The following is a 14,246-nucleotide window of genomic DNA, read 5'->3' as shown; positions in this document are numbered from 1 at the left end:
TGAGAACGAGAGGAACCAACGCATGAAGCGCTTCATCAGGATCTCACTTCTTGCCACCGGAGGGTTCGCTGCCATGGCTCCCGATCTTGCGGCTCAGCGTGAGTACATCAATCCACGGCACGCGAGCGAGGAAGGCGTCCTCCCCTTCAGCGGCGCCGTGTGGGTTGGAGACCTGCTCTTCGTGTCGGGGTCGCTGGGTCTCGTCGATGGCCGTCCGCCGAACGATGCGGAGGAAGAGGCCCGGCTCGTCATGGAGGCGATCAAGAGCACCGTCGAGCAGGCGGGGATCACGATGGACGACCTCGTCTCGGTACAGGTGTTCTGCTCCGACGTCGACCTGTACGACGTCTTCAACAAGGTCTACCGGACCTATTTCACCGAGAACTTCCCGGCGCGGGCTTTTCTCGGCTCCGGCCCGCTGCTCTTCGGGGCGCGCTTCGAGGTGATGGCGATCGGCTCCCGCAACTGAGCCGGGGCATCTGAGCCGGGAGCGGGATCTGGTGACCGAAGCGGGGCCCGGGCGCGGGCCCCGGCCCGATCTCGCCGACGCGCTGGAGCGGGGGGAGATCGTTTTCTTCCCCGCCTGTCCGGTGGAACTCCCGCCGGATCGCGACCTTGAGCGGCTGCGGGCGGAACTTCCGCGCCAACTGAAAGCGAAGAACGTCAGCTTTCACCCGGAGGGTGGGCGTCTGCGCGGCGTGAGGGGGCACGGAGGGCTGCGGGACGCGGTTCGCGCCACGCTCACCGCGCACGGCGCCAGCGTTCGCGCCTTCCTGCGTGACTGCCTGCCTGGGCTCACCGCGGGATGGACCGTGGGCACGACGAGCTTCCGTCCGATCCAGGAGCGGGGCCGCGGCCTCTCCGCACATGCCAGTAACGAACTCATCCACTTCGATGCGGGCGCCTACGGGGCGACGGACGGCGATCGCATCCTGCGCTTCTTCGTGAACGTGAACCCCGAGGAGGACCGCGTGTGGTGCACGAAGGGGACGTTTCCCGACGTGTTCGCACGTTATGGGGCCGAGGCGGGCGTCGCGGGCGGCGGCCCGCTGGAGCGGGGCGCTCGTGACCGCCTCCGCGGGCGCCTGTTGAAGGGGATCGCGAAGGCGGGACTCGGGGAGGCGGTGCTGGCGGACTCCAGTCCGTACGACCGGCGCATGCGGCGCTTCCACAACTACATGAAGGACACGCCATCCTTCCAGGAGCGGGACGAGACGTGGCGCGAGATTCGCTTCCCACCCTTCTCCGCCTGGATGGTGCTCACCGACATGGTGAGCCACGCGAGCGTGTCGGGCCGGCACGCCCTAGTCGACACGTTCATCCTTCGGCTGGCCGCCTGCCGCCGCCCGGAACTCGCCCCCATCAACATCCTTCGCGGGCGCGCCGGGTCCGGCCCGGGCGCCCGAGGCTAGCTGGAAGCCAGGGACCTCACCAACCCACGGCGTAGGCGACGCGCCGGGGATCGGCGCCCGCCATGAGCGCTCCTGTGACGGCATCGAGAGTGATGCCCTGCATGCTGCCGAAGGCATATCCGGGCGCAAGCTCGACGGTGTATCCCAACCCTTCGAGCGACCCGACCACGTCGCCTGGCAGTCGATCCTCCAGACGGAAATGGACCTCGGCTCCCGGCATGTAGAAGTTCGGCTCTCCGCTCAGGGCGAAGCGGGGCGCCGCGATGGCCTCCTGGATCGGCATCTCGAAGTCGAGGAGGTTCACGAGCACCTGGAACTGCGTCTGGCCGATCGTCTCGCCGCCCGGCGTTCCGAGGGCTGCATGGAACCGGCCGTCCCTGAGCACGATGATGGGGGAGTTGTTGAGGATCGGAATCTGCCCGCCCCGGACGTAGTTCACGTGGTCGGGATAGGGAGAAGTCGAGCCGATACGGCTTCCGTTGTTGAAGGTCAGGCCGGTGTTGCCAACGACCACGCCCGTGCCGAAGGCCCCACCGTGCGTGGGCGTCGCGGCCACCACATTTCCGAACCGGTCGGCGATGGAAAAGCTGGTCGTGCTCCCCGCGTACGATGCCTCGGCAAGATGGCCTCGCCGCCCAAGCACTTCCCCTCCCGCCGCGGCCCCACCCGACCGGCTCGACTGGAATTCGTCGACCCGCACCGGATTCCCGGGCCCCGGGTACACCATCACCCCGGATGGGTCGATGAGGGATCGGCGGGCGGCCGCGTAGTCCTTGGAGAGCAATTCGTCGAGAGGCATGTCGACCAGGGCGGGATCGGCCGCGTAGGCATAGACGTCGGCCTTCGCGACCTTGATCGCCTCCGACAGCAGGTGGATCGTCTCCGCGCTTCCGGCGCCGAGGGAGCGCAGATCGAAGCCCTCGACGAGGTTCAGCTGCATCGTCACCTCCAGCCCGCCGCGCGACGTCGGCGGGCTGGTGTACACATCGTATCCCCGGTAGGTGGTGCGGAGGGGCTCCGCCCAGATGGGCTCGTAGCGTGCGAAGTCCTCCATGGTGAAGTCGCCGCCGTTCTCCCGGTAGAAGCGGGCCATCTCCACGGCGATGTCGCCCCGGTAGAACCGGTCGAAGGCGGCCTGCAGCGCTTCCGACCGCGTCTTGCCGGCCGCCAGGGCCATCTGCTCGGCCTCGACCACCTTCCGGAGCGTGTTCGCCAAGTCGGGCATCCGGAACGTCTCGCCGGGCTCGGGCACCCGCCCCAGGGGAAGGAACATGCGCCGGCTCGAGGGGAAGCTCTCGAACAGTTCCCGGTGAGATTCGATCGACGCCACGACGGACGCTTCGATGGGATGGCCGTTTTCCGCGTAGTCGATGGCCGGGGCCAGCACCTGGGCGAGACTCATGGTGCCGAAACGGTCGAGGAGTGCGATCCAGCCGCCGAACAGGCCGGGGACGACACCCGCGTGAATCCCCTTGTTCAGTTCGTCAGCGGTGCGGCTCGCGGGATCCAGGGCCAGCGGAGCCGCGCCGGTGCCCGCCAGCGAGTACACGCGGTCGGAGACGCGGTCGTACAGGGTCACGAATCCGTTCCCCGCCATCCCGGACATCTGTGGCCGTACTACATTCAGCGTGGCCAGCGTCGCGACGGCGGCATCGGCGGCGTTCCCCCCGGCCATCAGTGTGCGGAGACCCGCCATGGACGCCAGGGGATGGCCCGCCGTAACCAGCCCGTTCGGGCCCGGCACCGCAGGCCGGTGCGACAACTGCCCGGCTGTGGCCTCCAGCGGCAGGAGCAGGAGAGATGCCGCGAACAGCGCGAGCCTCGTCCAGGTGTGCGTCTTCATCTAGGTCCCCTTCCATTCAGCTGTTCCGCGCCTCGGCAACAATTCCCTCTGCGCCCGGTCCCGTTTCGGCACGTCGTGGCAGCGACGGCAGCGCGCTTCGTAGGACTCGGAGCCTCCCACCTGGATCGTCGGGCCCTCGGCGGGGGCCGGTTCACCGTCGATGAGGCGCTGGTTCCGCGTCGCCGGGTCGCCGCACACCACGCAGATCGCGTGCAGCTTGTCGATGCGTTCCGCGCGCGCCAGGAGGAGCCCCATGGGACCGAACGGCTCGCCGCGGAAATCCATGTCCGTGCCGGCCACGATGACCCGCATCCCGGCGTCCGCCAGCGCGTCGGCGACCTCGCAGATGCCGTCGTCCAGGAACTGGGCCTCGTCGATGGCGACCACCTGCGTCGCCGTGCGGATCTTCTCGGCGACCTGCACGGAGTTGGACACGGGTTCGGCGTCGATCTCCCGCCCGTCGTGGGACGAGATCCGGAACTGGCCGCCGTAGCGGTCGTCGAGGTGTGATTTGAAGAGCTGAACCCGCCGCCCGGCGATGAGGGCTCGCCGGACGCGCCGGATCAGTTCCTCGGACTTGCCGCTGAACATGACGCCGGCGACGACTTCGATCCATCCGTGTCTGGCTCTGTGCAGCATCGATCAGAAGCCGAGAATGCCGTAGTTGCCGTCCAGGATCAGGCGGATGGAGACGTACAGACCGAACATCGGACACAACACCCACACGGCGTTCGTGGCGCCCACGTAGGTGTAGAACTCGCCCCGGCTGATGCCGCGGTGCTCCCCGGCCACGAAGAAGCTCACCCAGTACAGCGACGACACATACACCCACTGCCAGAACAGCCCGACCCCCACAATGCCGACAACGACGGCCGGCAGAACGCCCGCGCTGTACGCCGCATAGAGCACCAGGGTCGGGAGCGGCGTAGCGAACCCGTTGGCGATGTCGGCGTTGAAGCCGAAGGTCCGGCGATCCGTGTAGGCCGGATCGACCGTCGAGTACGTGGCCCACACATCCGCCCAGACTGTCGGAGACAGCAACCGTCCCAACGGTACGCGGGTGGCAAGGAACTCGCCGGCGGGTATGCGGCCGGTCTCGCGCCGCCGTTCGCGCCAGTGCTCGACGCGCTTCTCGATGTAGTCACGCCGGACAAAGAGACACGCCTCCCAATAGCAGATGAGCAGGTTGGTCGAGAAGAACAGGCTGAACAGACAATGGATGGCGTTGAGGTCCCCGTTGACGTAGTACCGGGTACCGACCCCGAAGAGCGTCAGGAACGCGATGACCAGCGCCGCCAGCAGTCCGACCGGCATCCGGAACCTCCCTGGCTAGTAGGTGCCGTCGAGGAAGGTGTCGTGGAGGCGATCGCGACGGGCGATGGCCACGCACTCCGCGAGGTCGGTCAGGTACTCGTCGAGCACCGGCGTGTGCACGGACGTGATGGGCTGGTGGATGGCGGGCGGCACATGGTGCTGTCCCATCATCCAGCCGCGTTCGTTCATGAGCCGCGCGACGGCGAAGATGTTGAACGGTTGCCCAGGCTCGACATCGTATCGGAAGAGGTTCGTGTCGCCCTCCGGCTCGAACACGTAGAGGCCGTCGATCGCCTTCACCCCCTCGATGGCCGCACGCGTCGTCTCCATGATCCCGCGCACGATCTCCCGGTATCCGTCGCGGCCCAGGTGCTGGAGCATCGTCCACGCGCACGCCACCGCGCCGCCCGGCCGCGAGCCCTGGGCGGTGGCGGAGGCGTAGGTGCCGCCGGCGAGATCGCGGACGACGTACCGAGCGTAGTCGAGGTCGTTGCCATCGGCGAAGAGGACGAGCGAGGCGCTCTTCTGCGCGAACCCGAACTTGTGGAGGTCGGCCGACAGGCTCGACACGCCGGGCACCGAGAGATCGAAATCGGGCACCGGATACCCCAGTTCCCGCGCGAAGGGCGAGATGAAGCCGCCGTAGCAGGCGTCGGAGTGCAGGCGGACGCCCGTCTCGAGGGCCAGTTCTCCCAGTTCCCGCATCGGGTCGATGAGCCCGTAGTAGATCGTGGGTGCCCCGGCGTAGATGAAGATCGAAGCCTCATCGAGCGCTTCGCGGATGGCGTCCACATCCGCACGCCAGTCGGACCGGCAATCCACGTACTTCATATCGAGGTCGAGGATCTGGGCCGCCTTGTCCACTGACGGATGCCGGCTGTAGGCGGCGACGATGTTGAGCCGGCCCAGGTCGGGGCGCGCCTCCCGCTTCATGTCGCGCGCGACCTTCACGGCCTGGAAGATGCTCTCGGTCCCGCCCGAGGTGAACTGTCCGCCCGCGCCTTCGGGTGCGTTGAAGATGTCGAGGCCCATCTGGATGACCTCGTCCTCCATGGCCCCGACGCTGGGGAAGGAACCCTGACCCGAGAGGGCGTTCTCGACCGAGTAGGTCGCGTGCGACGCGTCCTGCACCTGCTTCACGTCCTCGTCCACGTAGTAGACGAGATACGGGACGCGGCCGTTCTTCCAGTCGTAGTCGATCGCCTTCCGGCCGAGGAGTTCGCTCTTGAGCGTCTCCCAGTCGATTCCCCGCTCGGGGAGGCGCTTGCGGGTCCGGACTTCGGGACTCTGGGTGCTCGTTGCCTGTGCCACTTCGATACCCTCCGTGGGACGATGGTGTGACCTGGTACCAGTGTAGCCCGCGGCTGCTAGCGGGACGCGAATCGGCGCCTTTCCTCGTAGCCGGCTCCCGCGAGTACCGGAAGAATCCCCACCAGCCAGGTAAAGATCGCCCCCATAGTCTCGCCGATCAGCCGCGTCACGAAGTCCGCTCCATACAGGGACATCCCCCCGCCACCACCCACGAGAACCCAGGGACTCCCCCACTGGTTCCGAAGCAGCCCGGGGAGGAGGAGGAGGACGATCAGGATCCACACGGCCGGGCGGCTGGCCGCAAATCTGGAGCAGACGAAGCCGGCGAGGAAGAGGACAGCCAGGGACGCGACGAACGCGCCGAAGATCAATACCGACGCGAGCGAATCGGACCCGGACGCGAGAGCCGAGAGCGCGAGGAGCAGAGCGGCCAGCAGCAGCGAGCCGCCCATGGCCACGACCCAGGCGATGACCGCCGCCTTGATGTTCGCGGCCAGGTCGGAACCCCTGAAACGACTCGACATCCGCTGCCTCCTCTCGCTGCGACCCCGTGCCACGACCTTTACCAGTCGTTGAAATCCAACCTTGTACCAGGAGATTGGCGGGGCAACGTACCGGGCGCGGACCGGCCTGGGCATGGACCCGGGGCTTGTCTGGCGAGGCGGGGTCCCGTCAGATACCGGGTTCGCGGACGCCGGGCCCTGACCCGAGGCAATCCTCCGAACCCGAGACCCGACAAGCGCATGGCCTGGCTGCAGACACACTGGATCGCGGTGGCTCTCCTCGCAGTGTACGGGGCGCTGCTCGTGCGGCACGCGATCGAGGGCCGCCGCGGCACGAAGGGGCGGGCGGACTTCTACGTGGGGGGCCGGTCGATGGGCGGGGTCGTCCTCGGCCTTTCCTTCTTCGCGACCTACTCGAGCACGAACAGTTTCGTCGGTTTCTCGGGACAGGCGTACACCTACGGAGCGCCCTGGCTGCTGCTCGCGCCTGCCGTCGTCGTCTTCTCGCTCGCGGCCTGGGTGTGGGTCGCGCCGCGCCTGCGCGCCTTCACCGGAGCCGTGGACTCGGTGACGCTCGCAGATTATGTGGGCTTCCGCTTCGAGAGCCGGGCGGCGCGCGTCCTGGCGGCGGTGGTCGTGATCTTCGCCAGCTTCCTGTACATGATCGCGGTCTTCAAGGGGATCGGGAATCTGCTCGAGATCTTCCTCGACATCCCCTACAGGGGGGCGATCGGGTTCGTCTTCATCGTCGTCGTGCTGTATACGGCGGTGGGCGGCTTCATCTCCGTCGTGAAGACGGACGCGGTCCAGGGAATCGTGATGTCGATCGCGGCCATTCTCCTCTTCTGGGGGACGCTGAACAGCGCCGGCGGACTCGGCGCGATCGACGCGATTCGCGCGGCGCCAGCCACGTCGGAACTCTTCCGATGGGACGCGGCCATGCCCTTCCCCGTCCTCATCGGGATCATCGTGGCGGGGACGCTCAAGTTCATCGTCGACCCGCGACAGCTCTCGCGCTTCTACGCGCTCGCCGATCCGACGGCGGTACGGCGTGGACTGATCGTGTCGACGGTCGCGTTCCTGGGTGTGTACATCTTGCTGCTCCCGATCGGGCTCTACGCCCACGCGGTGATCGGCAGCGGCCTCGCGGAATCGGATCTCGTCGTGCCGACGCTGCTCGGGGAGGCGGGGATCCTGCCGGCGTTCCCGGCGGCCTTCATCCTCGTGGCCATGCTCGCGGCGGCGATGTCGTCGCTGGACAGCGTGCTGCTCGTGATGGCCTCGACGTGGGAGCGGGACGTGATCTCGCTCTTCCGGCCGCAGGCGGACGAGGGGCGCGCGGTGGCCAATACGCGGTTCTGGGTCGCCCTGTTCGCGATCATCACAGCCGGGCTCGCGCTCAACCCGCCGGGGAGCATCGTGACGCTGACCGCATTCTCCGGCGGCCTCTACGCGGCCTGCTTCTTCCCCGCCGTGGTGCTCGGCCTGCTCTGGAGGCGCGGTACGGGGGCGGGGGCGGTCGCCTCGCTGGTGACCGGTTTCGTGGTGCTGCTGTGCTGGGATTGGGTCCCGTTCTCCGAGGCCGTGCACGAGGTATTCCCCGCCATGGCGCTCTCGCTCGCCGCCTACGTCGCTTGCGGCCTCGCAGCGCCGCCGCTGGCCGCGGCACGGCGCCTCGATATCAAGCTCTAACTCGGTCCCGGCAGTCCTGCAAAGTCGAGGGCGAGACGGCAGCACAGCGATCCCCGGTCGGCTCCGTCGCGGAGTTCGACCGGGGGCTTCCATCCCCATTCGCAGTATTGCGTGATGCCGGGGACGGACTGGGGCACGCGGGGCTCGCCCGCAGCGATGCGGGCCGAGTGCAGGCGCATCTCGAGCCGATAGCCCGGGCGTTCGATATGACCCTCGCGCAGGCGGCCGAGGTCCGCGGTCTCCACGCCGAGCTTCTCCCGTCCGATGCGCCGGACCAGGGCCTCGTCGGTCTCCCCCTCGGCGTGCGAGCCGGCGGGAAGGCCCCACACGCCGGGGAGATCGGGATCGTCAGCGGGACGGCGCACGAGGAGCCAGCGGGGGGGCGCTCCCGCCGTTCCCGGCAGCCCGGACGCCACGGACTCTTCGATGACGAGCGCAATCGCGGGACGGCGGGGCGTCATCGCGCGGCCAGTGCCTCCAGCCGTTCCCGCGCGGCGTCGAAGCGGCCAAGGAGATTGGGGATCTCCGCCCCTCCGTAGCCCACGACCAGCCTGGCGCGCGCCACGTCCAGAATCGCGAGGAGTTCGGCGGCCGCCTCCCGGCGGGCAGCCGGGTCGGAACTGCCGACGCCCCCGATCCATACCGGCGCCGTGTGGGCGAACGGGTAGTTCGCCATCATCGGCCAGCGCGCGGGGCCGCCCACGGCGCGCGCCGCGACCCAGCCCCCCTCCGGCAGCCTCAGCTCGCCGTCGAAGCGGCGCGAACCCGGCCCGTCGAGGCTCTCCCCGCTCCAGGCCACCTCGCCGTTCACCAACACCTCGACTCGCTCCACTTCCGTCGCCGTGGCGACGCCGAGCGACCACGAGACCTCCCCCGCGGCCACGACGCCGCCGGGACCCGTCCCGCCGACGCTGAAGTCGAGGAACGGACCGTTCGTCACGAACGTCCGTCCGTTCCGGAGCGCGTCCATGTAGGTGGACCAGCTCTGGGTGGCTCCGGTTTGCGCGTACACGCGCGACGTGCCGATGGCCATCGTCCGGTAGAAGTTGTTCATCACGTCGGTTCCGGCCGAGGGGACGACCGGGAGGCCGGCGTTCAGCAGCAGGTGCCAGATCTGGGACGTAAGAACTTCGTCGCTCCACAGGCAGACGATCTCGAGGGCGTCCAGATCCCCCAGCGCCGCGTCGGCGACGAGTTCGACCGGTACGGCGCCCCGGAGGTCGGCGATCGAGGCTTCCGCCCACGGCGTCGCGCGCGCCAAACCTCGGTTACTGACCGGGTGCACGTAGTACTGGAAGCCCCCCTGCGCCCGCGCATGGCGCAGCGGCTCGGCGTTCACGCGGTCGTCCGAGCCGTAGACCTGGTAGCCGGGTCCCCACACCCAGGGCCAGAACAGGTCATCGGTCTCGATCAACCCGAGATGTCCGAGGAAGTGGGAACGGACCTCCTGCCCGAAACGGACGAAGGGCGGGCCGCCGGAGTGCCGCCACGTCCACAGGTCCTGGTCCTCGAACCGGTTGTGGAGGTTGGCGAGCAGAGGCGTGGCGAAATCGAGCGCCTCCCCGAGCATCATCGGTGCCAGGTCCTCGGGCGAGAGGTCGTACAGGCCGCCGTAGTTGAGGTGAAAGTGATGTTCCCCTGAACTCCAGCCGCCCGCGCGGGCATCCCAGACAGGAGAGAGCACGACCTCCACCTCCGCGGCGCCGGACGCCGCGTCCACCCGCACCGTCGCGGAGGATTCGGGCGTGGCGAGCCCCTGGACGGCCGAGACCGTGACCTCGCCGGCAGGAACGGTGAGTTCGATCACTCCCGGCGAATAGAAGAAAACGCGGCCGCTCTGTCCGTCGAACCGCGCGGCAGGTCCGTCCGGAATCAGGGGATGGCCCGAGCCGCCCACGACCGCGAGCCGAGCAGCCACCGGAGCGCCGCCTTGCCCGGCCACCGTCCGTATCCGGAGACTCGCCGTCGCCGCACCCCAGTCCCAGGCCGTCACCTCAACTGCTTCGACAGAACCACCCGCGGCCCGCACGCGCTTGAGATTCAACCGTTCATCCTCGTCGGCCTCGGAGAAGTAGACCCACTCGCCGGACGGATCCCACGCCGGCGTCAGCGGCAGGCCTCCCGAGGCCAGCAGGATCGATGGCCCCGGGTCGGCGACACTCAGAAGCCGCAGATCCCACCCCTCCTGCGTCGGCCAGTTGACGGCGACCGTCGACCCGTCAGGACTGAGGGCAGGGCGCGCCATGGACGCGAGGCTCCCCTCGATGAGCGTCCGCGGCTCGGCCGAGTCGCCCGAGCGCACGACCACGCGGTCGCGTCCGCCGCCCTTCCACAGGTAGACGAGGGCGCGCTCGCCCGGCTGGGGCTTGAGTTCGATCCCCGGCGCGTCGGTCACCGGTCGCCGGACGCCGCTCGCGATGTCCACCGCCCACAGATCCAGCGCCCCGGCCTCCGACTCGGCCGACGAGTAGAAGATCTTCGTCCCGTCAGCGGAAAACGCGGGGTCGAGTTCGAGGCCGGGGCTGTCGACGCGGCCCAGTTCCGCGCCGCTCGTCGCGGCGACCCAGACGATCTCGGTGTCTTCCGTATCGTCGCGTACGAGCGCGATGACCTGCCCGTCCGGAGACCACGCGGGCCGAGCGTCGATCCCGCCCCCCCGGGTCAGCCGCCGCGCCACCCCGCTGGACAGATCCATGACCCAGATCCATCCGTGCGACGCGAACGCGACCCGCTCGCCGTCGGGCGACGGGGCCGGATCGATGGGTCCCGCCGTGAGCATCGGAAGCTCGTAGCCCTCGAGGTACACGTGGTGGTTGTACCCGGCGACTTTCGGGTAACGGTGCGTCCACTGCGCGTTCCCGCTTGCGGGCGACAGCGCGAGTCCGAACACGGCCGCGGCGACAGGCAGAAAAAACGGAACTCGGCGGGGCAAAGCCGAGAACGGGGAAGCCGATTGCGATCGCATGCGCGCTACCTCCTCACGCGGAAGTCCACACCTGGACGAGACCCTGGCAGACGAAGCTGGAGTCAGCGCCGCCAGGCCGCCATGTCGGGGAGCCCGTGGCTGATCATTATTTCGAGGCCGGGCTCGGGCGCCTGTGCCGCCGCCGCGCTCAGGGCGAGCGGACCGGCCGGCAGGTGCCGAAAGATGGCGCGTACGTCGCCGGTCTCCGGATCCCGCAGGATCGCCATCGGAGGTTCGCTCCCACTCGTCATTTCCGTGCGACCGCCCGGACCAGTGAGCGAGAGACGCGCCAGTCCCGCCGGCCACGTCTCCTCCACCGGAAGGGCGAAGACGAAACCCGAGCTACCGTCGCCATCGGCGATCTCCGGCACATCGAACCTCAGCGAGAACAGCTCGCTCCCGTCGGCGCGCGCGCCCCGCAGTTCGTAGTCGCCGCCGGAGGCGGGCACGACGGGCTGCGCATGGATGACGAAGGCGGGATCGAGCCGGGGCGTCCCGTCAGCCGCGACCTGTCCGGAGACGAGGAGCGATCGAGTCGCGGCGGTCGGGACGCGGGCGGGAAAACCCTCGTCCGCCAGCCGGTAGCGCAGCGAGTTCGTGAAGTAGTAATCGCTGATCCACTCGGGGGGGCAATAGCTCATGAGGTCCGCCCAGTCCGGGGGTACGAGCGACCCGCCGTCGCGCGGGTCGTACCCCCAGGCGCCGATCGCGGCGTTGGGCCAAGGGAAGGTGAGGTCCGGACCCGCGGCGTTCCCGCAGTCCGCGTGGCGCAGGTTGAAGTTGTGCCCGAGTTCGTGAGCGATGGTGGACTCGTTGAGCTGCGACACGCTCGTCTTGCCGCCGATCCAGGCGACGCCGCCGGCTCCCTCGAGATCGGGCATCAGCCCCTTCCAGTGGCCGCTGCCTCCCTCGATGGCCCGGATCCGTGAGACTTCGCTCAGAACGGCAAACGCGTCATTGAAGTCCAGCCTTACCGGCCGGTATGTCGTGATCTCGACGGCGCCGACCGGGAGCAGGTTGTTCGTCTGCCACAGGATCTCGTGGTCGGGATGGATCTCCGCGACGAGCATCGAGGCGGCGGGGTCGTTGTCCCCGGCCCAGATGAACGGGATCAAGGTGAGTCCGAGGGGAGGCATGGCCGTGACCTCCACCGCCGCCCGTCCGGTCTCCGGGATGCGTCGCGCGACGCCCAGTGCCGGATCGAGCGTACCGTCGGGATCGATCTCGACGACCACTTCCAGTCCGGGCTGAATCACGTCGCCGGGGATCTCCGCATTCGCCGACAGTTCCAGTTCGCCCTCCCGCACCTCGGTCGGGATCGCGGAGGAACCGGCGGGGATTTCCACCACATGCCCTTCGGCGCCTCCCACGAAGAACGTGGCCCGGACCGGCGGGATCGTCGCGGTGGTCTGTTGTTCGGACGTGATGAAAACGCGGAGGAGCGCACTCTCCCCGGCTACGAGCGGGACGGGGTAGTCTCGCGACTGCACGGCTTGCGTCAGATAGGCCTCGGCCGCCCCCTCCCCCTCGCATCGCCGGATGCGTCGTTTCAGGATGGATGCGAACCAGTCCTGAAAGGCAGGTTCATCCGGCGCGCACAGTTCGGTGCCACCCGCGAGAAATTCCTCGAGATCGAGCGAAGTCAACGTCTCGGGGATGGAGCCGGAAAGTTCGTGGTTGTTCTGCAGGTACAGTCCATCGAGCCTGGCCATGCGACCGAACTCCGGTGGCAGGGGGCCCGCGAACATGTTGTCCGCCAGGGACAGTTCCTCGAGGCGCGCGAGTCGGCCGAACTGCGATGGGAGGGGGCCGGAGAGCCTGTTTCGATTCAAATCCAGGTAACGCAGGCGCGCAAGCTCGCCCAGCTCCGGCGGGAGGGGCCCTTCGAACCGATTCCCTGTGAGGTCCAACCACTCCAGCCGAACCAGGGCTCCGAGTTCGGGCGGGATTGGTCCTTCGAGCAGGTTGTTCCGGGCCCAGAACAGGCGAAGTTCGACGAGATTCCCGAACTCGGGGGGGAGGGCGCCGACGAGTTGGTTGTCGTGCAGGAACAGCCGTTCAAGGTGCTCCAGCTTCCCGAGCTCCGGTGGGATCGCACCCCTGAGGTCGTTCCCGTCCAGCTCCAGCTGTCGGAGTTCGGTGAGGTCGCCCAGCTCCGGCGGGATGGGGCCCGTAACCTGGTTTCCGTCGAACCGCAGCAGTCTCAGATGCGGAAACCTTCCTATCCGCGGAGAGATCCGTCCTGACAGGCCGTTGCTGTACAGATGGATGCCGCTGACCCTCCCCGACTCGTCGACCTGGATGCCCCACCAGGTCTCGAGCGGCGCATCCGTCAGCCAGTTCGCCGAGTTCCGCCACCTCGGTCCGCCCATGGCCTCGTAAATCACCGCCAGGTCCTGCCGTTCCTCGTTGCAGGCCAGCTCATCTCCTTCGCGTGACGGGATGGCGGCCAGCCACTCGCGAAACGCCTCGTCGCTCAGCGTGCACAGCATGGTACCGCCGTAGTGGAGTTGCCGGAGGCCGAGGCGCGACAGAGACAGCGGCAGTGGGCCCGTGAGGGCGTTTCCGTCCACCCTCAGCTCCGTGAGGAACGCCAGATCTCCGAGGCTCTCCGGGAGTTGGCCAGTGAGTCCGTTCTCGCTTAGGCGAAGCGCCACGACCCGGCCCTCCGCGTTGGCCTCGACGCCGTACCAATCGCCGACCGGCGCGTCGTCCCCCCAGTCGTCCCTTGCGGTCCAGTCTTTTCCGTCAGTCGCGTCGTGCAGGTCCAGGAGCGTCGAGCGATCCTGGCTCTGGACTGTGAGCGGAGCGGACGCAGACACGGGCCCGGAGGTCGCCGTGATGCTCGCCTGTCCCTCCTTGAGGCCCGTCACGAGCCCGGTGGCGTCGACGGTCGCAATCGAGGGATCGCCGCTCATCCACGTGACGGGGGCGTCCGAGATCGGCCGCGCGCGGTCATCCAGCACGCGCGCCCTCATGCGGACCGTATCGCCCGCGACCACGACGACCGAATCCGGTTCCAGCGTCACCCGCGCCGGCTGCGGCGTGGCCGGCGGAGGCGGCGGCGGTGACGTCGCATCCTCGCCGCAGGAGAGGACTGCGAGGAAGACCGCGAAGGCCCCTGCCCAACGCAAGGCACTTGCGCGCGGGAGGCCGGAGAGTCGTTCGCGAGCTCTTCGGGTTGGCTTCACGGCGGGATCCCTCGA

General features: G+C 68.5%; 11 protein-coding genes. 3 read left to right on the top strand and 8 right to left on the bottom strand.

What is annotated here, in order from left to right; translation table 11 throughout:
• The first annotated feature begins 22 nt into the window (after nucleotides 1–22).
• Nucleotides 23–469 carry a RidA family protein gene (locus ACOOGH_RS04315; protein WP_420447746.1) on the top strand — a complete coding sequence of 149 codons (447 nt, stop codon included), beginning with the start codon at nucleotides 23–25 and terminating at the stop codon, nucleotides 467–469.
• A gap of 31 nt (nucleotides 470–500) precedes the next feature.
• Nucleotides 501–1,412 (top strand): Kdo hydroxylase family protein, encoded by a 912-nt coding sequence (locus ACOOGH_RS04310; RefSeq protein ID WP_420447745.1) that lies wholly within the window; start codon nucleotides 501–503, stop codon nucleotides 1,410–1,412.
• A 16-nt stretch (nucleotides 1,413–1,428) separates the two neighbouring features.
• Here the strand turns inward: ACOOGH_RS04310 and ACOOGH_RS04305 are convergent, their stop codons facing one another.
• From ACOOGH_RS04305 to ACOOGH_RS04285, 5 genes are read right to left on the bottom strand one after another with little or no spacing between them, the layout of a single operon-like run.
• Complete coding sequence (locus tag ACOOGH_RS04305; protein ID WP_420447744.1) at nucleotides 1,429–3,255, bottom strand: gamma-glutamyltransferase family protein; 1,827 nt, start codon at nucleotides 3,253–3,255, stop codon at nucleotides 1,429–1,431.
• Nucleotides 3,256–3,894 carry a thymidine kinase gene (locus ACOOGH_RS04300; RefSeq protein WP_420447743.1) on the bottom strand — a complete coding sequence of 213 codons (639 nt, stop codon included), beginning with the start codon at nucleotides 3,892–3,894 and terminating at the stop codon, nucleotides 3,256–3,258. It lies immediately after the preceding gene.
• 3 nt (nucleotides 3,895–3,897) lie between these two features.
• On the bottom strand, nucleotides 3,898–4,569 hold the full coding sequence (locus ACOOGH_RS04295) for a hypothetical protein (protein ID WP_420447742.1): 672 nt from the start codon (nucleotides 4,567–4,569) through the stop codon (nucleotides 3,898–3,900).
• Between the two features lie 15 nt (nucleotides 4,570–4,584).
• The gene (locus ACOOGH_RS04290) at nucleotides 4,585–5,880 is read right to left on the bottom strand and encodes a pyridoxal phosphate-dependent decarboxylase family protein (protein WP_420447741.1); all 1,296 of its coding nucleotides are present in this window, start codon (nucleotides 5,878–5,880) and stop codon (nucleotides 4,585–4,587) included.
• A gap of 56 nt (nucleotides 5,881–5,936) precedes the next feature.
• Nucleotides 5,937–6,404 carry a hypothetical protein gene (locus ACOOGH_RS04285; protein ID WP_420447740.1) on the bottom strand — a complete coding sequence of 156 codons (468 nt, stop codon included), beginning with the start codon at nucleotides 6,402–6,404 and terminating at the stop codon, nucleotides 5,937–5,939.
• Between the two features lie 219 nt (nucleotides 6,405–6,623).
• On the opposite strand from ACOOGH_RS04285, the gene ACOOGH_RS04280 reads away from it, so the two are divergent.
• Nucleotides 6,624–8,075: a sodium:solute symporter family transporter gene (locus ACOOGH_RS04280; RefSeq protein WP_420447739.1), complete on the top strand. Its 1,452-nt coding sequence runs from the start codon at nucleotides 6,624–6,626 to the stop codon at nucleotides 8,073–8,075.
• On the opposite strand, the gene ACOOGH_RS04275 is transcribed toward ACOOGH_RS04280, so the two are convergent.
• From ACOOGH_RS04275 to ACOOGH_RS04265, 3 genes are all read right to left on the bottom strand, one after another.
• Nucleotides 8,072–8,536, bottom strand: coding sequence for an NUDIX domain-containing protein (locus ACOOGH_RS04275; protein ID WP_420447738.1), 465 nt, complete (start codon nucleotides 8,534–8,536; stop codon nucleotides 8,072–8,074). The genes ACOOGH_RS04280 and ACOOGH_RS04275 overlap by 4 nt on opposite strands.
• Nucleotides 8,533–11,040: a CehA/McbA family metallohydrolase gene (locus tag ACOOGH_RS04270; RefSeq protein ID WP_420447737.1), complete on the bottom strand. Its 2,508-nt coding sequence runs from the start codon at nucleotides 11,038–11,040 to the stop codon at nucleotides 8,533–8,535. The genes ACOOGH_RS04275 and ACOOGH_RS04270 overlap by 4 nt, the downstream gene beginning before the upstream one ends.
• 62 nt (nucleotides 11,041–11,102) lie before the next feature.
• Entirely contained in the window at nucleotides 11,103–14,174 is a 3,072-nt protein-coding gene (locus ACOOGH_RS04265) for an Ig-like domain-containing protein (RefSeq protein ID WP_420447736.1), read from the bottom strand.
• Between the last annotated feature and the right edge of the window lie 72 nt (nucleotides 14,175–14,246).

The organism is Candidatus Palauibacter sp., assembly GCF_965213655.1.
Taxonomy (GTDB): Bacteria; Gemmatimonadota; Gemmatimonadetes; order Palauibacterales; family Palauibacteraceae; genus Palauibacter.
This window is presented reverse-complemented; position numbering and strand designations above follow the sequence as displayed.